Genomic DNA, 21862 nt, shown 5'->3' on the forward strand with positions numbered 1-21862 from the left:
GTTCTTCTTCCTGGCCTGTTCAACGCACGTCGCGGTCGCGCGAGCGGCCGTCGCGGGCTCGGTTGTCGCCCGAAGTGGGCGCCACCGGGATCACCGACGATTGCGGCGGCGCCGTGCCGGCCACGCTGGGGCTGGCGGCATCGACCGGCGTGACGGCCTGGTTGCCGCCGCTTTGCTGCATGAGCTTGTCGAGCGGCAGGTACAGCAGGTTCGAGCCCTGCTTGGTGTCGACCAGCACCTTGGTGGTGCTGGCGTAGATCTGTTGCATCGCGTCGGTGTACATGCGGTCGCGCGTGACCTGCGGGGCCTTCTGGTACTCGGCCAGCACCGCGGCGAAGCGGCCGGAATCACCCTGCGCCTGCGCAACGATGCGCGCCTTGTAGGCCTCGGATTCTTCCTGGAGGCGCGAAGCGGTACCCGTTGCGCGCGGCACCACGTCGTTGGCATAGGCCTGCGCCTCGTTCTTGGCACGCTCACGTTCCTGGCCGGCCTTGAGCACGTCGTCGAAAGCCGCCTGCACCTGCTCGGGCGGACGCACACCGCCCTGCTGCAGGTTGATGTTGACGACTTCGACGCCGACCTTGTAGCGGTCGAGAATGGTCTGCATCAGCGTGCGCACGCGCGGCGCGATCTGGTCGCGTTCCTCGGCCAGCGCCGCGTCCATCTTCATGTTGCCCACCACCTCGCGCACGGCGGTCTCCGCGACCTGCACGACGGTTTCAGCAGGCGACTTGCTTTCGTACAGATAAGCCCGCGCATCGCTCAAGCGGTATTGCACCGCGAACTTGATCTCGACAATGTTCTCGTCCTGGGTCAGCATGGCCGACTCGCGCAGGCCCGTGGAGCGCACGATCGCATCGCGGCCCACGTCGGTCGAGCGGATCTGCGTGACCACCACCACCTCGTGGCGCTGGATCGGATACGGAAGCCGCCAATTAAAGCCGGCGCCCACGGTCGTCTTGTAGCTACCGAACTGCGTGATCACGGCCTGCTGGCCTTCGTTCACGATGAAGAAGCCGGTGCCGAGCCAGATGAGAAGCGCCACGACGGCGACGAGTCCGATGCCGAAGCCCGCATTCTTCATGTCGGGCCGGTAGCCATTGCCGCCACCGCCGCTCGGGCCGCTGGAACGCCCCCCGCCGCCGCCCTTGCCGCCGAAGAAGCCGCCAAGCTTGCGGTTGAGGTCGCGCCACAGTTCGTCGAGGTCCGGCGGGCCCTGGTTCGGCCCCTGGCCGCGAGGGCGGTTGCCGTTGTTGTTGTTGCCCGAAGGCGGGGGCGGAGGTACACCCGGTGGGTCTGCGTCGGGAGGCCGGTTGCCGCTCGGGCGATCGCCACCGGAGGCCGGCTCGTCGCCACGCCCCCACCGGCCATCGTTCAGGTTGAACATGCCCAGAAACCCACTCCACGCTGGCTTTGCATTCATTCGCTTCGTTCTCTTGTCAGTGGCGGGATTGTGCCCAATCAATGGGCGTCACCGTGCAATTCAGTGTCCGCTTCTGGGGTCATCGTAGCGTCGAGCGAACCCGACCGACGCGCCAGTTCGGTGCGCAGCAGGGGCAAGCCCTCGCCGCTTCGTGCGCTCAGGAAGATGCGGGGGACCTGTGCGCCGTCGATTTCCATTTCGTCCTGCAGATGCAGCGGATGCTGCCCGCTTTCAAGGGCGTCGAGCTTGTTGAACACCAGAAGTTGCGGAATGGCGTCGGCACCGATCTCGCGCAGCACCAATTGCACCTCGGCCATCTGCTCGGGGTAATGGGGGTTGGAGGCATCGATCACGTGCAGCAGCAGGTCGGCATCGACGGCCTCCTGCAGCGTGGCCTTGAACGCATCGACAAGGCCGTGCGGCAGGTCGCGAATGAAGCCCACCGTGTCGGAGATCGACACCTTGCGGCCGGCGTCACCCAGGTAGAGGTTGCGCGTGGTCGTGTCGAGCGTCGCAAAGAGCTGGTCGGCCGCGTACGCACGGGCTTTGACCAGCGCATTGAAGAGCGACGACTTGCCCGCGTTGGTGTAGCCCACCAGCGAGATGTTGAAGGTCTCGCGGCGCTCGCGCTGGCGGCGCTGGGTGCCGCGCTGCTTCTGCACCTTGGCGAGCCGGTCCCGCGTGCGCTTGATCGACTCGTTGATCATCCGGCGGTCGAGCTCGATCTGCTTCTCGCCCGGGCCGCCGCGCACGCCGGCACCGCCGGTCTGGCGCTCGAGGTGGGACCAGCGGCGCACGAGGCGCGTGCTCAGGTACTGCAGCCGGGCCAGTTCGACCTGCAGCTTGCCTTCGTGCGAGCGTGCACGCTGGGCGAAGATCTCGAGGATGAGAAAGGTGCGGTCGTACACCGCGACGTCGAGCTGGCGTTCGAGATTGCGCTGCTGCGCCGGGCTCAACGACTGGTCGAAGATGACCTCGCTCGCGCGGTGCATGGCGGCCAGCTCCTTGATCTCGTCGGCCTTGCCGCTGCCGACGAAGAGTGCCGCGTCGGGGGCCTTGCGCTTGCAGACGAGACGGGTAACGGGCTCGAGGCCTGCGGTCTGCGCGAGCAGGCCGAGTTCCTCGAGTTCACTGTCGAAATGGGGCAACCCGAAATCGACACCGACGAGAACGGCGGCGCCTTCCTGGCGGGAGTTCAGATCAGACAAGCGGGAATTCAATAAGGAAAAAGCGCGGCGGGGTTGCCGCCGCGCTCCGCGCGATCAGGCTGCGGCGTCGTCGTTCTCGCTGGCCGAGAAGTTGACGGCACGACCTGGCACGATGGTGGAAATGGCGTGCTTGTAGACCATCTGTGTCACCGTGTTGCGAAGCAGCACGACATACTGGTCGAAAGACTCGATCTGACCCTGCAGCTTGATACCGTTCACCAGATAAATGGAAACCGGCACATGCTCGCGACGCAGGGTGTTCAGAAACGGGTCTTGTAGGAGTTGCCCTTTATTGCTCACGATATTCTCCGTGTTCAAGAGTAGTTGTTGGAGCGATGGACCTTAACACAGGGTTTCTGCGCTGCAGCAGCCGACGCCAAAGGCCTTTGAAAAATAACGGGACTCAAAAGCCGGAACTTTCGGCCCTCTCATCGCTCATCAGCAGCCATCGGTCGCCAAGCGCCCTCAGCTGTCCTTGTCGGCAAACGGATTCTGCGAGCTCTTGAACTGGATGCGCAGGGGGGTGCCCACGAGGTCGAACTCCTTGCGGAACCGCCCTTCGAGGAAGCGCTTGTAGGCCTCCGTGACGTGCTCGAGCGAATTGCCGTGGATGATGATCACCGGCGGGTTCATCCCGCCCTGGTGCGCATAGCGCAGCTTCGGCCGGAACATGCCGGCGCGCTTGGGCGCCTGGAACTGCACCGCCTCGAGCAGCAGCCGCGTCAGCACCGGCGTGGACATCTTGCGCGTGGCCGACTTGTGGGCCTGCGCAATGGCCTGCCACACTGGCCCGAGGCCCTGGCGCTTGATGGCCGAGATGAAATGCAGCGAGGCGAACTTGAGGAACGGCAGCCGGGTCTCGATCTGGCGCTGGATCTGCTCGCGCTGGTAGCTGTCGACCGCGTCCCACTTGTTGATGGCGATCACGACCGCCCGCCCGCTCTCGAGGATGTAGCCCGCGATGTGCGCGTCCTGGTCGGTCACACCCTGGGTCGCGTCGAGCAGCAGCAGCACGACATTGGCCGACTCGATGGCCTGCAGCGTCTTCACGACCGAGAACTTCTCGATCGCCTCGAACACCCTGCCCTTGCGGCGCAGCCCGGCGGTATCGATGAGTTCGAAGCGCTGACCGTTGCGCTCGAAGGGCACGCTGATGGCGTCGCGCGTGGTGCCGGGCAGGTCGAAGGCCACGAGCCTTTCTTCGCCGAGCCATGTGTTGATCAGCGTCGACTTGCCCACGTTGGGCCGGCCTGCCACCGCCAGCTTGATCGGTTTGTTGACGTCTTCCTCGTCGGACTCGTCGTCCGGGTCGGCAAGATTCAGCGGCGCCAGCGCGAGTTCGACCAGGTCGCGGATGCCCTGCCCGTGCGCGGCCGAGATGCCGTACACCTCGCCGAAACCGAGTTCGTAGAAATCCACGAGCTTGGTGCCGTCTTGCATGCCCTCGGCCTTGTTCGCCACCAGCAGGCATGGCTTGCCGAGCCGGCGCAGCTCGTTGGCGATCTCGTGGTCCTGCGACGAAAGCCCCTCGCGGGCATCGACGACGAAGATCACCACATCGGCTTCGGCGACCGCCTGCCGCGTCTGCTTGGCCATCTCCTTGAAGATGCCGCTGCCCGCGTCGGGCTCGAAGCCGCCGGTGTCGATGACGATGAACTCGTGCTTGCCCTGGCGACCGTTGCCATAGTGGCGGTCGCGCGTGAGCCCCGCGAAGTCGGCGACGATGGCGTCGCGCGTCTGCGTCAGGCGGTTGAACAGGGTCGATTTGCCGACGTTCGGACGCCCGACCAGGGCCACGACCGGCTTCATGGCCGGCCTTTCGTTGGCGCGGTTTTCATGGTCGGGCCTTGCTGAAGATCATTCGGGGCGATAGCCGAACACGCCGCCGTTGGCGGTCACCACGACCACCGTGTTGTCGGACAGCACAGGCGTCACGGCAATGGCGGAGCCGTCGGGCGTCACACGATTGAGGAGCGCGCCGTCTTCGCGCGACACGAAGTGCAGCGTGCCGGTGCTTTCGCCGATGACGAGCGAACGACCGACGGCCAGCGGCCCGGTCAGCACGCGGTGCTTGAAGCGCGTCGATTGCCAGGCGCGCTCGCCGTCGGCGCGACGCCAGGCCGTGACGCTGCCGTCGGCCTCGGTGCCGTAGACGAAGCCTTCGTCGCCGCTCACGCCCTCGGCGCCCATGGCCGGCTTGCTCCAGAGCAGCTGGCCACGCAGCGTGTCGACGCAGCCGACGTTGGCGTAGTAGGCACGCGCGCAGACGGTGTCGCCGACACGGCTCACGCTGCCGGTCAGGTCAACCAGGCGCTCGACGTCGTTGGTGCCGCGCGGTGCCGAGATCGGTGCTTCCCAGCGCGAGGAGCCATTGGCCGGATTGAGGCCGACCAGGCGGCCACCGATGCCCGAGACCAGCGTGTCGCCCACGGCGATCAGCACGCCCGACTTCCGAAGCACGAGGTTCTCGGCCGTGCGCTGCTGCAGCCACAGGCGGCGGCCGCTCTGGCCGTCCCAGGCGCTGATGGTGCGGTCGGCGGTCTGCACGAAGACGCGGCGGCCGGCGACCAGCGGCGCGGTGAAGGCCTGCGCCGTGAGCCGCTGTTTCCACAGGACCTTGCCGCCCTCGAGCGCCACCAGTTCGTTGTTCTCCGTTACCACGGCGGCCAGAGAACCGTCGCTGCCGACCCCAGCCGCCAGCGGTGCGCCGGCATTGGCGCGCCAGGTCTCGCGACCCGCGCGGGCATCGATGGCGACCACGGTGCCATCGCTGCCCGCGACGGTCACGGTGTCGCCGCTCACGTCGACGGCAAGCGGGAACTTCACCGCCGGGATGCGTACGCTCCAGGCCTGACGCACACCGAACAGCGACGGGTTCGCCGGCAGTTCGGTGGGCTTGGGTTTGCTGGTGCCGGAGCACGCAGCGAGCATGGCGACCAGAACAATGGCCGAACCGGCGCGCAGTGCGCGCGACTCCGGCAAGAAACGCTTGAGATTCATGGTGCGATCAGGAAGTTTGGGGGGCGGCGGGCGTGACCGTGATCACGGGCGCAAGGCTCTTAGGGTCCACGCCGGAGGCGTTGAGCTTGAATTCGACGAGTCGCCGGTAGTCCGACGTGGGACCGAGGCCGGTCCAGGCCTTGCGGTATTCGGCCTGTGCCTGCTCGCGCTTTCCCTGGGCCATGTAGATGTCGCCCTTGCGGTCGGCCACGAGCGGCTCGAATTCCTTCGGCACTTCGCCCTCGAGCTGCTTGAGCGCTTCGTCGTACGACTTGCTGTCGAGCAGTTCGGCCGCGAGCCGCAGCTTGGCGACCGCCTTGTAGCCGGGGTCTGCGGCGTTCTGCGCGACCCAGCCAAGCGCGGCGCGCGATTCCTCGGGCTTGCCCTTCTCGTAGAAGGTCTTCGCCGCGAGCAGGCCCGCCTGCTGCGCGTACGCGGTGCGCGCGAAACGCTCCTTCATGTCGCCCAGGACGCGCTGGGTGCGCTCGACATCGCCGGCCTGCGCGCTGCGTTCGAGTTCGTCGTAGAGCGCCGAGGCCTGTGCGGCCTGGCTGCGCTGGTAGTACTGCCAGCCGTTCCAGGCCACGAAGGCACCGGCCACGAGCAGCACGACCCAGGTGATCAGGGTGCCGTAGGTATTCCAGAAATGCTTGAGCTGGTCGAGCTGTTCCTGTTCGTCGAGGTCGAGATGGGTTGCCATGCGCTTCAGGTGTTGGGAGCAGCCGGGGATTGTAGGGTGGCGGCCCAGGCGGCCACGTCGGCGAGGGGCCGCGCCACCTGTTCGCCGTCGCCACCGCGCAGGGATTTGACGGTGACCTCGCCGCGCGAGAGTTCGTCCTCGCCGAAGATCAGCGCATAGCCTGCGCCGCTCGCGTCGGCCTTCTTGAACTGCGTCTTCATGCTGCCGCCGCCCGCATGTTGCAGCACGCTGACGCCGGCGGCGCGCAACTGCTCGATCGCCACCATCGCCTGCGGCAGCACGACGGCCGAGGGCACGACGGCATAGGCCATGGGGGAGGCAGCGGGGACCGGCAGGCGCAGCTCCTGGATCAGCAGCAGCAGCCGCTCGATGCCCAGGCCGAAGCCCACGGCCGGCGCGGGCTTGCCGCCCATCTGACCGATCAGGCCGTCGTAGCGGCCGCCGCCGCAGACGGTGCCCTGCGAGCCGAGCTGGTCGGTGACCCACTCGAAGACCGTCAGGTTGTAGTAGTCCATGCCGCGCACCAGGCGCGGATTAACGCGGTAGGCCAGCCCGGCAGCATCGAGCACGCCGCGCACCGCATCGAAGTGCGCGCGCGATGCCTCGCCGAGAAAATCCATCAGCTGCGGCGCGGCCTCGACCACGGCCTGCATCGCGGGGTTCTTGGTGTCGAGGATGCGCAGCGGATTGCTGTGCAGGCGCCGCTGGGCGTCGGCGTCGAGCAGCTCCGCATGCGCCTCGAAATGGCGGATCAGCGCTTCACGGTGCGCCTGCCGCTCGGCGGGCTGGCCCAGGCTGTTGATCTCCAGGCGCACGTGCGCGCCCTCGACCAGCCCGAGTTCGCGCCACAGCGCGCGCACCATCAGGATCAGCTCGGCGTCCACGTCGGGGCCGGCAAAGCCCAACGCTTCGACGTCGAGCTGGTGGAACTGCCGATAGCGGCCCTTCTGCGGGCGCTCGTGGCGGAACATCGGCCCCATCGTCCACAGGCGCAGCGGGCCGTTGTAAAGCGCGTTGTGCTCGACCATCGCGCGCACGATGCCGGCAGTGGCTTCGGGGCGCAGCGTGAGCTTGTCGCCGTTCATCGCGTCGGTGAACGAGTACATCTCCTTCTCGACGATGTCGGTGACCTCGCCGAGCCCGCGCACGAACAACGCGGTCGGTTCGACCACCGGCGTCAGCATGTACTGGTAGCCGTAGCGCGCCAGCAGCTGCCGCACGGTCTGCTCGAACCACGACCACAGGGCCGAATCGGGCAGCCGGTCGGTGCGCGGCACGCTCGCCGGCAATATGTCGTTCATGCCTTTGACGGCATTGATCTTTTCAGCCATGGGAGAAAGTGGTCAGGCGACGTCGGCAGCCTGGGGCTGGCCGAAGCGCTTTTCGATGTAGTTTTCGACGAGCTGATGGAACTCGTTGGCGATATTGTCGCCGCGCAGCGTCAGGGCCTTCTCGCCGTCGATGAAGACCGGCGCCGCGGGGGCCTCGCCAGTGCCGGGCAGGCTGATGCCGATATCGGCATGCTTGCTTTCGCCGGGGCCGTTGACGATGCAGCCCATCACGGCCACCTTCATCGCCTCGACGCCGGGGTATTTCTTGCGCCAGACCGGCATCTGCATGCGCAGGTAGTCGTCGATCTGCTTGGCGAGTTCCTGGAACGTGGTGCTGGTGGTGCGGCCGCAGCCCGGGCAGGCCGTGACGCTCGGCACGAACACGCGCAGGCCGAGCGCCTGCAAGATCTCGGAGGCGATCAACACCTCCTGCGTGCGCGACTCGCCCGGCTGCGGCGTGAGCGAAACGCGGATCGTATCGCCGATGCCCTCCTGCAGCAGGATCGCGAGCGCCGCGGCCGATGCCACGGTGCCTTTGGTGGCCATGCCGGCCTCGGTGAGGCCCAGGTGCAGCGGGTAGTCGCAGCGCCCTGCCAGCTCGCGGTAGACCGAGATCAGATCCTGCACGCCGCTCACCTTGCACGACAGAATGACCTGGTTGCCGGCCATGCCCATCGACTCGGCCAGCTTCGCGGACTCGATGGCCGAGGTGATCAGCGCCTCGTACATCACCTGCCTGGCTTCCCACGGTTCGGGGCGCCGGCTGTTGGTGTCCATCAGGCTTGCGAGCAGCTCCTGGTCGAGGCTGCCCCAGTTCACGCCGATGCGCACCGGCTTGTTCCAGCGCATCGCGGCATCGATCATCTGGCCGAACTGCCGGTCCTTCTTGTCGCCCTTGCCCACGTTGCCGGGGTTGATGCGGTACTTGCTCAGCGCCTCGGCGCAGGCCGGGTAGTCGGTGAGCAGGCGATGGCCGTTGTAGTGGAAGTCGCCGACCAGCGGCACGTCGATGCCCATGCGGTCGAGCTGCTCACGGATGTAGGGCACCTGCGCCGCCGCCTCGGGCGTGTTGACGGTGATGCGGACCATCTCCGAGCCGGCCTGGGCCAGCTCCTTGACCTGGATGGCCGTGCCGATGGCATCGACGGTGTCGGTGTTGGTCATCGACTGCACGCGCACCGGCGCATCGCCGCCCACGGTGACGATGCGCGAGCCCCAGACCACGCTGGCCTGGCGGGAGCGGCGCGGCTTGGGCGCGGCCGCGGCGATGGGTTGCGGGCTGCAGTCGGTCGTCATTGCGCTTTCACCTCGAAACGTGCCACGCCGCCGCCGCGCGTGAACGGCTTCAGATCGAACGGCGCTCCGCGCACCTGCACGTCGACGGCCGAGGCGCGCCCCACGACCACCGACAGCGGCAGCGCACCCGAGAGGCCGACGGTCTCGCCAGCCTGCAGGCTGCGACGCAGCAAGACCCTGCCGCCGGTCTCGGTGACCGTGACCCAGCATTCCTCGCGCGCTACGAAGACCAGCGGCTGGCCTGCGCCGGCCGCAGTGGAGCTCGTCGACGCTGCCGCAGCCACTGCGGCGGTGTTTGCGCCGGGCACCGGCTGCGCGGCCACTGGCGAAGCCGGGCCTGCTGCTGAAGATGCGGGCAGCGCGGGCGAAACCGCCGCGCTTTCGACCACCACCGACGTCCCGCCCGCTGCACCTGCGGTGCCGGCCGACGTGGCGGGGACGTCGGACGCGGTTTCGGCCCCGCCCTCGGTGGTCCAGCGCGAGACGGAAGCGCCGATCTGATCGAAGACCGACTGGGGCAGCCAGAACAACAGGGCCGCGCCCACGAGCAGCAGCCCCACCACCGTCAGCAAGGCGCGCGACGGAAGCCCGCTGCTGCGGCCACCGTTCCACCGCGGCTTCCGCGAGACGACACTGGCCTTGAGCGTGCGGTCGGCCTCGGCCAGCACCGCGCGCTGCGCGCCCGGCAGCTTGGCGAGCACCGGCCCGGAATCGATCCGGAGGGCACGGCAGACACTGCTGGCCAACGCACGCGCAAAGACCGGATCCGGCAGCGCGGCGATGTCGTCGGCCTCGAGGGCGATGAGCTTCTGCGGCGGCACCTTGAGCGCCGCGGCCACCATTTCGATATGCAGCCCGTGCGCTTCACGCGCTTCGCGGAGCAAGTCGCCGGCTGTCTTGTGCGTGATGTCGCCTTCCTCGAGCGGCAGTGCCGCGGAAGTGCCGAACTCCGAAACCCGTTCAGTCATTGAAATTCCCGCGCTCGTACGCGATGGCTTCCTTCGATTGCGGGAAGCGGCGTTGCAGCTGGCCTCCCAGTTGGGCCACTGCTTCGCGATTGTTGAGCCGTCGTTCGATCTTGATGCCAAGCCACAGCGTCTCGGCACTCGCCGAGGGGCTGTTGTTGACGCGGCGGATATAGAACTGCGCACGCGACCATTCTTCGCGCTGCGCGAGCAGCGACGCCAGATTGAAACCCACCACCGGATTGCCCGCATCGAGCTCGTAGGCCTGCAGCAGGCTGCGCTCCGCCTCCGCGCGCTGGCCGGCCTGCAGCTGGCAGACGCCTTGCGTCATCAGCGTCTTGGCGCGGTCGGTATAGCCCGGCACGGTGAGCGCGCCGGTGAACTGCTGGCCTGCGTCGCCATAGCGCTTCTGCTGGCACAGCAGCCAGCCGTAGTTGTGCCGCGCGTCGGCGTCGCGCGGATTGATCGCAATGGCGCGGCGAAAGCTGTCTTCGGCCAGGCCGGGGTTCTCGAGCCGCATGTAGACGAGGCCGCGCAGGTTGTAGGCGTCGGCGTTGTTGGGTTCGATGGCCAGCGCCTGCTGGATCTCCTCGAGCGCAACGCTGGTCTGGCCCTGCTGGAAATAGCCCGCAGCCAGCTCCAGGCGCAGGCGCGCACGGCGTTGTCGGTTGGCCTCGTCGGATTCGGCCACCACCTGGTTGCCCGTGCTCGAGCTGTTGTCGGCAAGGCTGGTGGTGGTGGTGCGGGTGCTGACGCAGCCGCCGAGCAGGAACGCCATGGCGACGCCAGCAAAGCCAGCGGCTGCAAGCCGCGGCAGGTTCACGGTCGTCGTCGAAAAGGCCATGCGCATGGGGTCAGTGCTCCTGGGGTGCAGTCTTGCGGGCCGGATGCAGAACGATGGTGCGTTCGCCGGCGCGGCGCTGCGCCATGCGCTCGGCCGCGCGCGTGCGGTCCTTGACGTCTCCCGCCAGCTGTCCGCAGGCAGCGTCGATGTCGTCGCCGCGCGTCTTGCGCACCGTGGTCACGAGCCCGGCCTCGCTCAGCGTCCTGGCGAATGCCAGCACCCGCGCCTGCGGCGAACGCAGGAGGCCCGAGGCCGGAAACGGGTTGAACGGAATCAGATTGAACTTGCACGAGATGCCGTGCGTGCGGACCAGCTCCACCAGTTGGCGCGCATGTTCGGGCTGGTCGTTGACGCCATCGAGCATGCAGTACTCGAAGGTGATGAAGTCGCGCGGTGCGTGCGCCAGGTAGCGCTGGCAGGCCTCGATCAGTTCGGCGATCGGGTACTTGCGATTGAGCGGCACCAGATCGTCACGCAGCGCATCGTTGGGCGCATGCAGCGACACCGCGAGCGCCACCGGGCAATCGGCACCGAGTCGGTCGATCATCGGCACCACGCCCGAGGTCGAGACCGTGACACGGCGGCGCGACAGGCCGTAGGCGTTGTCGTCGAGCATGGTGCGCAGCGCCGGCACGAGCGCCGCGTAGTTCTGCAGCGGCTCGCCCATGCCCATCATCACCACGTTCGAGATGATGCGTTCGTCGCGCTTCAGGTGCTTGCGCAGGAAGTGTTCGGCAAACCAGAGCTGGGCGACGATCTCGCCCGTTCCGAGGTTGCGGCTGAAGCCCTGGTGCCCCGTGGAGCAGAAGCGGCATCCGACCGCGCAGCCGGCCTGGGACGACACGCACAGCGTGCCGCGGTCGTCCTCGGGAATGAACACGGCTTCGACGGCATTGCCGTCGCCGACGTCGAACAGCCACTTGATCGTGCCGTCCTTGGATTCGTGCTGCGTGAGGACCGGCAGGGCCTCGACGCGCGCGGTGGTGGCGAGCTTCTCGCGCAGCGATTTCGCCAGATCGGTCATCTGGGCGAAGTCGCTCGCGCCACGCTGGTGGATCCAGCGGAACAGCTGCGTGGCGCGAAAGCGCTTCTCGCCGAGCTTTTCGCAGAACGCAGCCAGCCCCTCGAGATCGAATTCGAGCAGGTTGGCCGTGGTCATGAAATCAGCCGGATGCGGCTTCAGCGTGCGTAGACGTTGAGGCCGGCGAAGAAGAAAGCGATTTCGTTCGCTGCGGTTTCAGGCGCGTCGGAGCCGTGCACGGCGTTGGCGTCGATGCTGTCGGCGAAGTCGGCGCGGATGGTGCCGGCAGCCGCCTTCTTCGGGTCGGTGGCGCCCATCAGGTCGCGGTTCTTGGCAATCGCGTTCTCGCCTTCGAGCGCTTGCACGAAGACGGGGCCCGAGATCATGAATTCGACCAGGTCCTTGAAGAAGGGACGCTCCTTGTGGACCGCGTAGAACTGCTCGGCTTCGTTGCGCGACAGATGCACCAGCTTGGCGGCAACGATCTTGAGGCCGGCAGCTTCGAAGCGGGAGACGATCTTGCCGATGACGTTCTTGGCGACGGCGTCGGGCTTGATGATGGAGAGGGTACGTTCGATAGCCATTGAAGTGCTTCCTGAGCTTTGATTTTGAAGTGATTTGTCACAGCAGCAACAAGGTTGTTGCACCGTTGGTCGACAAAGCCTCTGATTTTAACCGGCGCAGCCCCCGGGGTTGGTGAAAACCCCGCGAAAGGCTGCGCTGGACGGGCGGCTTTCAGCGCCCGCGACGGCGGTTTCCGCCCGGGCCGCCGAAGCCGCCGCCGGACCCGCCACCCGACGAGCCCCCGCCGCGGCGTCCGGGACCCTGGCGCTGCTCCTTGCGCTGGCGCGAGAAGCTGTCGGCACCGATGTAGCCGAGCGATGTCTTCATCGGATCGGGCTGGCTGGCACCGCCGGGTGCGCGGTCTTCACCCTGGCGGCCGCCGCGGTCGTTGCCACGGCGCCCTTGCGGCACCGGGCCGGCATTGCCGCCGCCTCCGCCGCCACCCCGGTTGCCGCGTCCGCCGCGCGGGCCGCGGCCGTCGCCAAGCGGATTCGGGATTGGGTCGCGGCCTTCTTCGCGCGGCGCCTGGCCGCCGGCATTGCGATTGCCGCGGCGCTTCTTGTTGCGTCCGTTGCGACCGCCGCCGCCCGGGCCTTCCGCACCGCGCTGCTGCTGCTGCGGACGCGGCGCACCGCCGCCCGAGGCCTGGAACAGCGCGTTGATGTCGCGCTCGTCGAGCTCCATCCAGGCGCCGCGCTTCAGCCCGCGCGGCAGCACCATGGCGCCGTAGCGGATGCGGATCAGGCGGCTCACCGCATGGCCGACCGATTCGAACAGGCGCCGCACTTCGCGGTTGCGGCCTTCGGAGATGGTGACGCGGTACCAGCAGTTGGAACCCTCGCCGCCGCCTTCCTCGATGGTGCCGAACTGCGCCATGCCGTCGTCGAGGCGCACGCCTTCGAGCAGGCGCTTCTTCTCGTCGGCGCTGAGTGCACCGAGCACGCGCACCGCGTATTCGCGCTCGAGCCCGAAGCGCGGATGCATCAGCTGGTTGGCAAGGTCGCCCGAGCTGCTGAACAGCAGCAGGCCTTCGGTGTTCAGGTCGAGTCGCCCGACAGATTGCCACTTGCCCTGCTGCAGGCGCGGCAGCTTGCGAAACACCGTCGGGCGGTTTTGCGGGTCGTCGTGCGTGACGACCTCGCCCACGGGCTTGTGGTAGGCGATGACGCGCGGCGGCGGCGGCGCGATCCGGTAGCGGATCGGCTTGCCGTTGATCTTGACCTGGTCGCCGTACTGAATGCGCTGGCCGATGTGGGCCGGCTCGTTGTTGACCGAGATGCGGCCCTGCAGGATCAGCTGCTCCATCTCGAGGCGCGAACCCAGGCCCGCCTGCGCGAGCACCTTGTGCAGCTTGGGCGAATCGGCCTCGGGCAGCAGCACGCGCTTGAGCGGCGGCACTTCGGGGCTTTCCTCGTCGGCATCGAACTGCCCCGAGATGACGTCCGCGAAGCGGATCGGCTCGGGCGGCAGCGCATTGCGCTGCTCGCGCTCGGCCGCGCGGCGCGCGCGGTCGAGGTCGTCCTCTTCCTCGTCGGGCTCTTCGTCCTCGTCGTCTTCGTCCTCATCGTCCCGGTCGTCGTCGCGCACGCGGACCTCCTGCTGCACCGCCGGCGGCGCAGCGGGCGGCTCGGCGATCGCAGGGGCAGGCGCCGGCGCAGGTGCAGCAGCCTCGGCATCGGGTGCCGGCTGCGCCACGGGCTCGGCCGCCTTCGCCTCGTCGGCGGCGGGTGCCGCGTCGCCCTCTGCGACCGGCTCGACGACCTTCTTGCGGCGGGGCGCGCGCTTCTTCTTCGGCGCCTCGCTCTCGCTCGCTGCAGCCGGGGCGGCTGCATCGGTCGTCTCGGGCGGGACCGGCACGAAGGCCGCGTCGTCGGTGTCGGAAGGGCTCATGAGGTTTTTCCGGGGGGAACAGCGTGGGGTTCGGTCTCGTCGGACGACGTGACTTCGGATGGGAGGGGGTCGGACGGCGGCGCGTCGCCGATCGCGGGTGCGGCGTCAGGTGCGGCGTCGGGTGCTTCAGCGGCCCCGGGTGCGTTGGCGTCGAAGGCAGGCTCGGCCATGGCGGAGGCGTCGGCATCGCCGTCGCCTTCGACCGGACCGTCCATCGGCAGCGCCGGCTGATGCCCCGAGGCCTGGTCGAGCGCATCGACCAGCGCCGCCTGCTGCGCCGGCGTCTCGATCAGGGGCAACTGGTCGAGCGATGCGAGGCCGAGGTCGTCGAGGAACTGGCGCGTGGTCGCGTAGAGCGCGGGCCGGCCGACCGTTTCGCGATGGCCGATCACCTCGACCCAGCCGCGGTCCTCGAGCTGCTTGAGGATGAGGGAATTGATGGTGACGCCGCGGATGTCTTCCATGTCGCCGCGCGTGACCGGCTGGCGGTAGGCAATGATGGCGAGCGTCTCGAGCGCGGCGCGCGTGTAGCGCGGCGGCTTCTCGGGGTGCAGGCGGTCGAGATGGTCGCGCATCTCGGGGCGGCTCTGGAAGCGCCAGCCGCTGCCCACGCTCACCAGCTCCAGGCCGCGCTGCGCCCAGTCTTCCTGCAGCTCGAGCAGCAACCCCTTGATGGTGTCCGCGCCGAGCTCGTCGTCGAACAGCACGCGCAGGTCGCGCACCGGCAACGGCTGGCTCGAACAGATCAAGGCGGTTTCGAGAATGCGCTTGGCATCCGCCGTATTCATGTTTTTGCGTTATCCGGGAAAAGGCGTCAGGCGACGCTGGCTCACAAGGATGGAAGAAGGCGCTGCCGGCACGCGGCGAGTGCAACGCAAGGCCGGCATCGGATGGCCGGCGCGGCCCTCGGGCCGTCAGGCACGATTGTAATCCAGCCCCCAGGCCTGCAGCGCATGCACCAGGTCGGCGGGCGGCGCGGCCCGGAACTCGAGCGGCGCCTGGGTCATGGGGTGCACGAATGCAAGCCGGAACGCATGCAGCGCCTGCCGCGTCAGCCCCGCGGCGGGTGCGCCGCCATAAAGGGCGTCGGCCACCAGCGGATGGCCGATCGAGGCCATGTGCACGCGGATCTGGTGGGTGCGCCCCGTCTCGAGCGTGCAGCGCACGGCGCAGCCCTGCGCATTGCTGTCGAGGCGTTCGATGAAGGTGCGCGCGGTCTTGCCGGCGTGGCGCTCGAGGTCGACCACCGCCATACGCAGGCGGTTGCGCGGATCGCGGCCGATCGGCGCGTCGACCTGGCGCGAGGCCGTACCGGCCCATGGCTTGTGGGCGAGCGCGAGGTACTGCCGCTTGACCTCGCGCGCGGCGATCAGCGCCACCAGCGCGTCCATGGCGGCCCGCGTGCGTGCCACCACCATCAGGCCGCTGGTGTCGCGATCGAGTCGGTGCACGATGCCTGCGCGCGGCAGCAGCGACGCCCGTGCATCGAGCGCCAGCAGTCCATTCAGCAGCGTACCGCTCCAGTGGCCCGGGGCCGGATGCACGACCAGGCCAGCCGGCTTGTCGATGATGCGCAGGTGCTCGTCCTCGTGCAGGGTGACGATCTCCATCGCCTCCGGACGAAAGGCCTGGCTCTGAGGCGTCGGGCGCAACTCGATGCGGCCCACCTGCCCGGCGCGCACGGTGGCCGAGGCCTTCTGCAGCACGCGGCCCTGCAGTTCGACCGTGCCGGCCTCGATCAGCTGTTGCAAATAGTTGCGTGAGAATTCAGGCACCAGCGCAGCCAGCGCGCGGTCCAGCCGGAGCCCATGCTCCGCGGGCCCGACCGTGAACGGCCGCAGTTCGCTGGCTTCGACCGGGTCGGCGCCCTCCTCCACCTCGGCAGCGTCGAGGGGAAGGTCCAGGGGGTCGGTCGATATAATTCGGGGCAACTGTTTCACGAAAGCCGTCTGTGATGTATCGCGCCAAATTATCGGTCCCCGCATGGATCGCCCTCAGCGCGGCCGCTCTGCTGGCCACCGGCTGCTCTTCCACCAAGGAAGACAAGACCGCCAGCTGGAGCCCCAACCGCATCTACTCGGAGGCCAAGGACGAAGCCAACTCGGGCGCCTACGACAAGGCCGTGCCGCTCTACGAGAAGCTCGAGGGCCGCGCCGCCGGCACGCCACTCGCGCAGCAGGCCCAGCTCGAGAAGGCTTACGCGCAGTACAAGGCCGGCGAAAAGGCCAGCGCGATCGCCACCATCGACCGCTTCATGAAGCTGCACCCGGCGAGCCCGGCGCTCGACTATGCGCTGTACCTCAAGGGCGTGATCAACTTCAACGACGACCTCGGCCTGTTCTCGTTCCTGACGCGCCAGGACCTTTCCGAACGCGACCAGAAGGCCGCCAAGGAGTCGTTCGAATCGTTCAGGGAACTGACCACGCGCTTTCCCGAGTCGCGCTACGCGCCCGACGCGCGCCAGCGCATGAACTACATCGTCAACTCGCTGGCCCAGTACGAAGTGCACGTGGCGCGCTACTACTATTCGCGCGGCGCCTACCTCGCCGCCATCAACCGCGCGCAGCTCGCATTGGCCGACTACCGCGAAGTGCCGGCGCTCGAAGAGGCCCTGTACATCATCGTGCGCTCGTACGACGCACTCGGCATGAAGGACCTGCGCGACGACGCGCAGCGCGTGCTGACCACCAACTATCCGCAGAGCCAATACCTGGCGAACGGATTCAAGGGCAACGACGATCCCTGGTGGAAGGTCTGGTAAGCAGGTAAGACAAAGCAAAGGCCCCGCGGGGCCTTTCTCTTTGGCTGCTGCCAGCGACGGCTCTCAGGCCGAGAGCGCGCTCTTCAGCTCGCCGATGGCGGCGTCGAAATCGGCTTCGCTCTCGAGCCGCCGCATCGGCGGCAGCGCCGCCACGAGGCGCCGGCCGTAGCCCATGGCCACGAGTCGGGTGTCGCAGACCGCAAGCACGCCGCAGTCGGTCTCACGACGGATCAGGCGCCCGGCCCCCTGCTTCAGCGCCACGGCGGCCTCGGGCAGCGAGTAGTCGTTGAATGCGCTGCGCCCCTGGGCCTCGAGGCGCTGCGACCGCGCCTCGACGAGCGGATCGTTGGGCGGCGGGAACGGCAGCTTGTCGATCACCACCAGCTGCAGCGCGTCGCCCGGCGCGTCAAAGCCTTCCCAGAACGAGGCCGAGGCCACGAGCACGCAGCCCGCGCGCCCCGCATCCGCGCCTTCGCGAAAGCGGTCCATCAGCACGCGCTTGGGCAGTTCGCCTTGCACCAGTACCTCGGGCCGCAGATGCGGCTCGATCTGTTCGAACTGCTTCTTCATCTCATCGCCGATCGTGCGCAGGGCACGCAGCGTGGTGGTCAGCACCAGCGTGCGCCCATTGAGCTCGGCTGCGCCCCGCGCGGCGAGCTGGGCCACGCGCAGGCTGTGGGAGGCGTCGTTGGGCTTGGGAAAAGTGCGGGGCACGTAGAGGCCCGCCTGCGCGGCATAGTCGAACGGACTGCGCACCCGGAGCACCTCTGCGTCGCCGAGCCCGCAGGGCTCTGTGAACCAGCGCAGCGTCGGTTCGTCGCCGAGCGTGGCCGACGTGAAGACCCAGGCGCGGCGGCTCTCGCGCGGCGCCGCACGGCCATTGCCCTCGTCGCCCTCATCGGCCTCGTCGCCGGCTTCGCCCTGCGCGATCTTGAGCACGCGCGTGCGCATGGCCTCGGCGATGTCGAGCGGCGATTCGACGAGCCGCAACTGCGTGCCCACGTCGACCCAACGCACCGAATCGACCGCGCAGGGTTGCGCGAATCGCGCGGCGCGCTTCGCCAGCTGTTGCGCCCGCTCGTGCAGCCGCACGAAGTCGGGCGAGATCTCGCTGACCATGTCGAGCCCTTCGGCGGCCATCTCGAAGGCAGTTTGCAGCGCATCGAGCGCCTCCTGCCAGGTCTGCGCGTCGAGGCCTTCTGGCGAACGCCCGACCCAGCGCAGCTTGGCGCCGGGCCACTGCTTGCCGACGGCGAGGCGCAGCTCGCGCGCCGCCCGGTCGACCGCGGCCACGAGCTGCTGCCAGTCGACCAGCCCGCGCGCGTGCTGAAGGCCGGCACCGAGCATGTCGCGCGCGAAATCGAGCGCCTGGCCGCTGCCGAGCTGCGCGCCGAGGAACTGCACGCCGGTCTCGTTGAGCTGGTGCGCCTCGTCGAACACGACGACGCTCACCGAGGGCAGCAGCTCGGCCATGCCGGTCTCGCGCACTGCCAGGTCGGCAAAGAACAGGTGATGGTTGATGACCACCACGTCGGCCGCGAGCGCCTCGCGTCGCGCGAGGTTCACATGGCAGGGCTTGAACTGCGGGCATTGCGCGCCAAGGCAGTTCTCGCGCGTGGAGGTGATCAGCGGAATGAGCGGCGAGCGCTCGTCGAGTCCGGGCAGCTCGGCGAGGTCGCCGGTGCGCGTGGCCTTGGACCATTGCTCGATCTTGGCCAGCGTGCGCAGGCTGCCGCGCTCGGGCAGCGATGCGTCGTGGCGCGCCATGTCGAGCCGGTGCAGGCAGAGATAGCTCCCACGCCCCTTGAGCAGCGCGGTACGCACCGGCAACGCGAGCGCCTCCACCAGTCGTGGCAGGTCACGGCCAAAAAGCTGGTCCTGCAGCGTCTTGGTGGCTGTGGAAAGCAGCACGCGCTCGCCGCTCAGCAGTGCCGGCACCAGGTACGAAAAGGTCTTGCCGACACCGGTGCCAGCCTCGACGACGAGCACGCCGCCGTCCTCGATGGTGCGGGCGACGGCCAGCGCCATCTCGGTCTGGCCTGAGCGCTCGCGGAACTGCTCGGCGGCGCGGGACAGCACACCGCCCAGCGCGAAGGCGTCGCGCACCTTGTCCTCGAGTGTTTCGCTCTCGCAGGCGACGCGCGGTTCGATCAATTGGGGGGAGAGGGAATGGAGATTGGAGTCCAACGTTGGCGCTGCATGCGTATTCCGCGCGCAGCTCGTGTTCATTCGATAATACGTCCTGCAACCACCCCCCAAGAAGACGGACTGCGCGCCCCCGACGCCCCGCCCATGCCCCAAGGCTTTCGACTTGCCGCCGCCACCGGCCTCCACAAGGGAGACCGTCCCTATCAGCAGGACCAGGTCTTGATGATGAGCCATCCACGCGTGCCCGGCTGCATGCTGGGCGTGGTGGCCGACGGCATGGGCGGGCGCAGCGGCGGGCGCAAGGCCTCCGACCAGGTGCTGATGACCGCGCGCCAGCTGTTCACGCGCTACCAGCCCGGGCGCGACAGCGCGGCTTCTGTGCTGCGCCAGTTGCTCGACGACGCGCACACGGTCATCAAGCTCACCGCGCTGTCGAGCGAGCAGGAACCGCACAGCACGCTCGCGGCCTTCCTGATGAACCCGCGCGGCGACTGCGCCTGGATCCACGCGGGCGACTCGCGCATCTACTACTTCCGGGACGGCCGGCTCGTCACGCGCACGCGCGACCACTCGTACGTGCAGGTGCTGGTCGATCGCGGCGAGATCACCGAATCACAGGCCAACGTCCATCCCAAGGGCAACATCCTGCTCGGATGTCTCGGCATGACCACGACGCCCCCGCCCGTCGACCCGCACCAGATTCCGGCCATGGCACCCGGCGACCTGCTGATGGCGTGCAGCGACGGGCTCTGGCACTACTTCAGCCACGAAGAGCTGGCGAGCGTGCTGTACGCCGAGGCGCCCCGCGATGCGGTGGAAATCCTGGTCAGCGAGGCGCGGCGCCGCGCGCGCGGCGCGGGCGACAACCTCTCGATCGCGGTGCTGAAACTCGAAGACTTGCCGGACGCCTGAGCGCCGGAGGCGCTCGGCGCAGTCGCGCTCAGCGCGCGGGCGAAGACGCCGCAGGGGCCGGCGGCAACGGTGCGCCGCGCGGCTTGGTGCGCTCGGCGTTCTGCCGCTCACGGTCGGCGCGGTGCTCGGCGGCGCGGCGCTGCTTGGCCTCGAAGCGCTCGACCGCGGCTGGCGCCGCGGCGCGTTCGCGTTCGGCCTTGGCCCGTTCTTCGGCCTGGGCCCGCTGCTTGGCCGCGAACTCGCGGCGGCGCTCGTCGGCTTCGGCCGCGGTGGCGGCGCGGCTCGCGGCATGGTCGGCGGCGCGCTGCTCGCGGTCTTGTTGGGACTGACGCGCTGCTTCCTGCTTTTCGGGCGCGTCCTCGGGTCGGCGCGTCGCCGCCTTCTCGTCGAGCTTCTGGAGTTCGGCGGCGCCACGGCGTTGGCGCTCGATGTCGTTGATCGCGGATTCCTGGCGCTTGATGTGGTCCGTCTCGGTGCGGCGGCGCTGGCGGCTGTCGCGCAGGCAGTCTTCGACGGCGAACTTCTGGTAGCAGACGGCGCGTTCCCGCTCGAAGCGGATCTCGATGGCCGCGCGCTCGGCAGCCAGTCGGCTGCGCTCGGCCTCGAAGTCGGCACTGCCCGCGGCCGCATTGGACTGCGCCCACAGCGGCAGACTGCCCAGCATCATCAGCACGGCTAAAACGGTATGTTTCATGTCAGTCGGGTGTCGACGATGCGGCGTTCCAGGGACAGGAACTCGCTCGATTGCATTTCGGTGAGCCTGGAAACCGTCCGCGGGAATTCATGCGCCAGCGGTCCCTCGGTGTACAACGCCTCCGGCGCCACCTCGGCCGACATGATGAGCTTGCAGCGCCGGTCGTACAAGACGTCGACCAGCCAGGTGAAGCGGCGCGCCTCGGAAGCCATGCGCACCGGCATGTGCGGCACGTCGGACAGCAGCACGGTGTGGAACTGGCTCGCAATCTCGAGATAGTCGTTCTGCGAGCGCGGGCCACCGCACAGCGTCTTGAAGTCGAACCAGACCACGCCGCCGGCCTTGCGCCGCGCGCGGATCTCGCGCTGCTCGATGTGCAGGATCGGGCTTTCGTCGGCCGTCTCGGCCAGCTTCTCGAACGCCTTGCGCATCTCCTTCTCGGCCGCCGCATCGTTCGGCGTGAGGTACATGCGCAACTGCTCGAGCGTGCGGCGCCGGTAGTCGGTGCCGTTGTCCACGCTGAGCACTTCGAGCTTCTCGTTCAGCAGCGCGATCGCGGGCAGGATGCGGTCGCGGTGCAGCCCGCCGGGATAGAGGTCGTCGGGCTTGAAGTTGGAGGTGGTGACAAAACCCACGCCGTTCTCGAACAGCGACACCAGGAGCCGATGAAGGATCATCGCGTCGGTGATGTCGGCGACGTGGAACTCGTCGAAGCAGATCAGCTTGTAGCGCTTGGAGATCCGCAGCCCGAGTTCGTCGAGCGGATTCACCGTGCCCTGCAGGTCGCGCAGTTCGCGGTGCACCTCGCGCATGAACTCGTGGAAATGCAGCCGCGTCTTGCGGCGCAGCGGAACGGCGTTGAAGAAGAGGTCCATGAGGAAACTCTTGCCGCGCCCCACGCCGCCGTACATGTACACGCCGCGCGGCAGCTCGGGCCGGTTGATCAGCTTCTTCAACGCGTTGGAACGCTGGGCCTTGTAGCCGGCCCATTCGTTCGCGCAGCGGTCCAGCGCCTCCACGGCGTGCAGCTGCGCGGGATCGCTTTGGAACCCGCGCGCGGCGAGTTCCTTCTCGTAGGCCTCTTTGACGCTGGTCAATGGATCAG

Annotated in this window: 20 protein-coding genes; 2 read left to right on the forward strand and 18 right to left on the reverse strand. The window is 68.2% G+C overall.

Annotation, left to right across the window (positions count from 1 at the left end; translation table 11 throughout):
• Nucleotides 1-19: 19 nt before the first annotated feature.
• From hflK to AC3A6G_RS12255, 15 genes are all read right to left on the reverse strand, one after another.
• Entirely contained in the window at nucleotides 20-1387 is a 1368-nt protein-coding gene (hflK, locus tag AC3A6G_RS12185; protein WP_487863898.1) for an FtsH protease activity modulator HflK, read from the reverse strand.
• 74 nt (nucleotides 1388-1461) lie between these two features.
• A complete protein-coding gene (hflX, locus tag AC3A6G_RS12190) occupies nucleotides 1462-2631 on the reverse strand; it encodes a GTPase HflX (protein ID WP_487873705.1) in 1170 nt (389 codons plus the stop codon).
• Between the two features lie 54 nt (nucleotides 2632-2685).
• Nucleotides 2686-2931 (reverse strand): RNA chaperone Hfq, encoded by a 246-nt coding sequence (gene hfq / locus AC3A6G_RS12195; RefSeq protein WP_412556346.1) that lies wholly within the window; start codon nucleotides 2929-2931, stop codon nucleotides 2686-2688.
• A 165-nt stretch (nucleotides 2932-3096) separates the two neighbouring features.
• On the reverse strand, nucleotides 3097-4440 hold the full coding sequence (gene der, locus AC3A6G_RS12200) for a ribosome biogenesis GTPase Der (RefSeq protein WP_487873706.1): 1344 nt from the start codon (nucleotides 4438-4440) through the stop codon (nucleotides 3097-3099).
• Nucleotides 4441-4488: 48 nt separating this feature from the next.
• Complete coding sequence (bamB, locus tag AC3A6G_RS12205; protein WP_487863733.1) at nucleotides 4489-5631, reverse strand: outer membrane protein assembly factor BamB; 1143 nt, start codon at nucleotides 5629-5631, stop codon at nucleotides 4489-4491.
• A 7-nt stretch (nucleotides 5632-5638) separates the two neighbouring features.
• The gene (locus AC3A6G_RS12210; protein ID WP_487873707.1) at nucleotides 5639-6331 is read right to left on the reverse strand and encodes a YfgM family protein; all 693 of its coding nucleotides are present in this window, start codon (nucleotides 6329-6331) and stop codon (nucleotides 5639-5641) included.
• A 5-nt stretch (nucleotides 6332-6336) separates the two neighbouring features.
• Entirely contained in the window at nucleotides 6337-7662 is a 1326-nt protein-coding gene (hisS, locus tag AC3A6G_RS12215; RefSeq protein ID WP_487873708.1) for a histidine--tRNA ligase, read from the reverse strand.
• A gap of 12 nt (nucleotides 7663-7674) precedes the next feature.
• Nucleotides 7675-8958, reverse strand: coding sequence for a flavodoxin-dependent (E)-4-hydroxy-3-methylbut-2-enyl-diphosphate synthase (gene ispG, locus AC3A6G_RS12220; RefSeq protein ID WP_487873709.1), 1284 nt, complete (start codon nucleotides 8956-8958; stop codon nucleotides 7675-7677).
• The gene (locus tag AC3A6G_RS12225) at nucleotides 8955-9926 is read right to left on the reverse strand and encodes a helix-turn-helix domain-containing protein (protein ID WP_487873710.1); all 972 of its coding nucleotides are present in this window, start codon (nucleotides 9924-9926) and stop codon (nucleotides 8955-8957) included. The genes ispG and AC3A6G_RS12225 overlap by 4 nt, the downstream gene beginning before the upstream one ends.
• Nucleotides 9919-10773 (reverse strand): type IV pilus biogenesis/stability protein PilW, encoded by an 855-nt coding sequence (pilW, locus tag AC3A6G_RS12230; RefSeq protein ID WP_487858815.1) that lies wholly within the window; start codon nucleotides 10771-10773, stop codon nucleotides 9919-9921. The genes AC3A6G_RS12225 and pilW overlap by 8 nt, the downstream gene beginning before the upstream one ends.
• A 4-nt stretch (nucleotides 10774-10777) precedes the next feature.
• A complete protein-coding gene (gene rlmN, locus AC3A6G_RS12235; protein ID WP_487873711.1) occupies nucleotides 10778-11926 on the reverse strand; it encodes a dual-specificity RNA methyltransferase RlmN in 1149 nt (382 codons plus the stop codon).
• Between the two features lie 20 nt (nucleotides 11927-11946).
• Nucleotides 11947-12372, reverse strand: a complete 426-nt coding sequence (ndk, locus tag AC3A6G_RS12240; protein ID WP_487858813.1) for a nucleoside-diphosphate kinase — start codon at nucleotides 12370-12372, stop codon at nucleotides 11947-11949.
• A gap of 151 nt (nucleotides 12373-12523) precedes the next feature.
• Nucleotides 12524-14242: a pseudouridine synthase gene (locus AC3A6G_RS12245; protein WP_487873712.1), complete on the reverse strand. Its 1719-nt coding sequence runs from the start codon at nucleotides 14240-14242 to the stop codon at nucleotides 12524-12526.
• Nucleotides 14239-15030, reverse strand: coding sequence for an SMC-Scp complex subunit ScpB (scpB, locus tag AC3A6G_RS12250; protein ID WP_487873713.1), 792 nt, complete (start codon nucleotides 15028-15030; stop codon nucleotides 14239-14241). The genes AC3A6G_RS12245 and scpB overlap by 4 nt, the downstream gene beginning before the upstream one ends.
• 126 nt (nucleotides 15031-15156) lie before the next feature.
• Nucleotides 15157-16212 (reverse strand): RluA family pseudouridine synthase, encoded by a 1056-nt coding sequence (locus tag AC3A6G_RS12255; protein WP_487873772.1) that lies wholly within the window; start codon nucleotides 16210-16212, stop codon nucleotides 15157-15159.
• On the opposite strand from AC3A6G_RS12255, the gene AC3A6G_RS12260 reads away from it, so the two are divergent.
• Nucleotides 16197-17003 carry an outer membrane protein assembly factor BamD gene (locus AC3A6G_RS12260; RefSeq protein ID WP_487858810.1) on the forward strand — a complete coding sequence of 269 codons (807 nt, stop codon included), beginning with the start codon at nucleotides 16197-16199 and terminating at the stop codon, nucleotides 17001-17003. The genes AC3A6G_RS12255 and AC3A6G_RS12260 overlap by 16 nt on opposite strands.
• Before the next feature lie 63 nt (nucleotides 17004-17066).
• Here the strand turns inward: AC3A6G_RS12260 and yoaA are convergent, their stop codons facing one another.
• Entirely contained in the window at nucleotides 17067-19232 is a 2166-nt protein-coding gene (gene yoaA / locus AC3A6G_RS12265) for a DNA repair helicase YoaA (protein ID WP_487873714.1), read from the reverse strand.
• A 63-nt stretch (nucleotides 19233-19295) separates the two neighbouring features.
• Here yoaA and AC3A6G_RS12270 point away from each other — a divergent pair, with 63 nt between their 5' ends.
• Nucleotides 19296-20063, forward strand: coding sequence for a PP2C family protein-serine/threonine phosphatase (locus AC3A6G_RS12270; RefSeq protein ID WP_487873715.1), 768 nt, complete (start codon nucleotides 19296-19298; stop codon nucleotides 20061-20063).
• 28 nt (nucleotides 20064-20091) lie between these two features.
• On the opposite strand, the gene AC3A6G_RS12275 is transcribed toward AC3A6G_RS12270, so the two are convergent.
• Complete coding sequence (locus AC3A6G_RS12275; protein WP_487873716.1) at nucleotides 20092-20757, reverse strand: hypothetical protein; 666 nt, start codon at nucleotides 20755-20757, stop codon at nucleotides 20092-20094.
• The gene (gene zapE / locus AC3A6G_RS12280; RefSeq protein ID WP_487873717.1) at nucleotides 20754-21854 is read right to left on the reverse strand and encodes a cell division protein ZapE; all 1101 of its coding nucleotides are present in this window, start codon (nucleotides 21852-21854) and stop codon (nucleotides 20754-20756) included. The genes AC3A6G_RS12275 and zapE overlap by 4 nt, the downstream gene beginning before the upstream one ends.
• Nucleotides 21855-21862: the final 8 nt, after the last annotated feature.

It is taken from the genome of Variovorax sp. Soil_C_26 (assembly GCF_057657075.1).

Bases quoted from the DNA above. Each gene is read 5' to 3' on its own strand.
- AC3A6G_RS12225 (WP_487873710.1), bottom strand. From the start codon at position 9,926: ATGACTGAACGGGTTTCGGAGTTCGGCACTTCCGCGGCACTGCCGCTC.
- der (WP_487873706.1), bottom strand. From the start codon at position 4,440: ATGAAGCCGGTCGTGGCCCTGGTCGGGCGTCCGAACGTCGGCAAATCG.
- yoaA (WP_487873714.1), bottom strand. From the start codon at position 19,232: ATGAACACGAGCTGCGCGCGGAATACGCATGCAGCGCCAACGTTGGAC.
- AC3A6G_RS12210 (WP_487873707.1), bottom strand. From the start codon at position 6,331: ATGGCAACCCATCTCGACCTCGACGAACAGGAACAGCTCGACCAGCTC.
- hflK (WP_487863898.1), bottom strand. From the start codon at position 1,387: ATGTTCAACCTGAACGATGGCCGGTGGGGGCGTGGCGACGAGCCGGCC.
- ndk (WP_487858813.1), bottom strand. From the start codon at position 12,372: ATGGCTATCGAACGTACCCTCTCCATCATCAAGCCCGACGCCGTCGCC.
- ispG (WP_487873709.1), bottom strand. From the start codon at position 8,958: ATGACGACCGACTGCAGCCCGCAACCCATCGCCGCGGCCGCGCCCAAG.
- scpB (WP_487873713.1), bottom strand. From the start codon at position 15,030: ATGAATACGGCGGATGCCAAGCGCATTCTCGAAACCGCCTTGATCTGT.
- bamB (WP_487863733.1), bottom strand. From the start codon at position 5,631: ATGAATCTCAAGCGTTTCTTGCCGGAGTCGCGCGCACTGCGCGCCGGT.
- AC3A6G_RS12270 (WP_487873715.1), top strand. From the start codon at position 19,296: ATGCCCCAAGGCTTTCGACTTGCCGCCGCCACCGGCCTCCACAAGGGA.
- AC3A6G_RS12260 (WP_487858810.1), top strand. From the start codon at position 16,197: ATGTATCGCGCCAAATTATCGGTCCCCGCATGGATCGCCCTCAGCGCG.
- rlmN (WP_487873711.1), bottom strand. From the start codon at position 11,926: ATGACCACGGCCAACCTGCTCGAATTCGATCTCGAGGGGCTGGCTGCG.
- AC3A6G_RS12275 (WP_487873716.1), bottom strand. From the start codon at position 20,757: ATGAAACATACCGTTTTAGCCGTGCTGATGATGCTGGGCAGTCTGCCG.
- AC3A6G_RS12245 (WP_487873712.1), bottom strand. From the start codon at position 14,242: ATGAGCCCTTCCGACACCGACGACGCGGCCTTCGTGCCGGTCCCGCCC.
- hisS (WP_487873708.1), bottom strand. From the start codon at position 7,662: ATGGCTGAAAAGATCAATGCCGTCAAAGGCATGAACGACATATTGCCG.
- pilW (WP_487858815.1), bottom strand. From the start codon at position 10,773: ATGCGCATGGCCTTTTCGACGACGACCGTGAACCTGCCGCGGCTTGCA.